A 246-nucleotide genomic window follows, 5' to 3' on the forward strand; every position below is an offset into this window, starting at 1 on the left:
TGCACCGCCAGGCGCGCGTTGGGCAGGCGCCGCATCAGCGCGCCGGCGCCGCCGGCATGATCGAGGTGGACGTGGGTGAGGATCAGCCAATCGACATCGTCCGGCGTCAACCCGTTCGCATCGAGCGCGGCGAGCAAGGCCGGGATCGAATGCTGGGTGCCGCAATCGACGAACGCGGCGCGGCCGTTTTCGATCAGCAGGTAGGCGGCATCGAAGACCGGCCGGTGGAAACCGGTGTCGATGGTG

1 protein-coding gene is annotated in these 246 nt (G+C 68.7%); it reads right to left on the reverse strand.

The features are described from left to right. The coding region (locus HKX41_12800; GenBank protein NNC25014.1) for an MBL fold metallo-hydrolase at window positions 1-246 on the reverse strand (246 nt) is incomplete at both ends.

The sequence above is a fragment of the Salifodinibacter halophilus genome (assembly GCA_012999515.1).
In the GTDB taxonomy this organism is placed as follows: domain Bacteria; phylum Pseudomonadota; class Gammaproteobacteria; order Nevskiales; family Salinisphaeraceae; genus Salifodinibacter; species Salifodinibacter halophilus.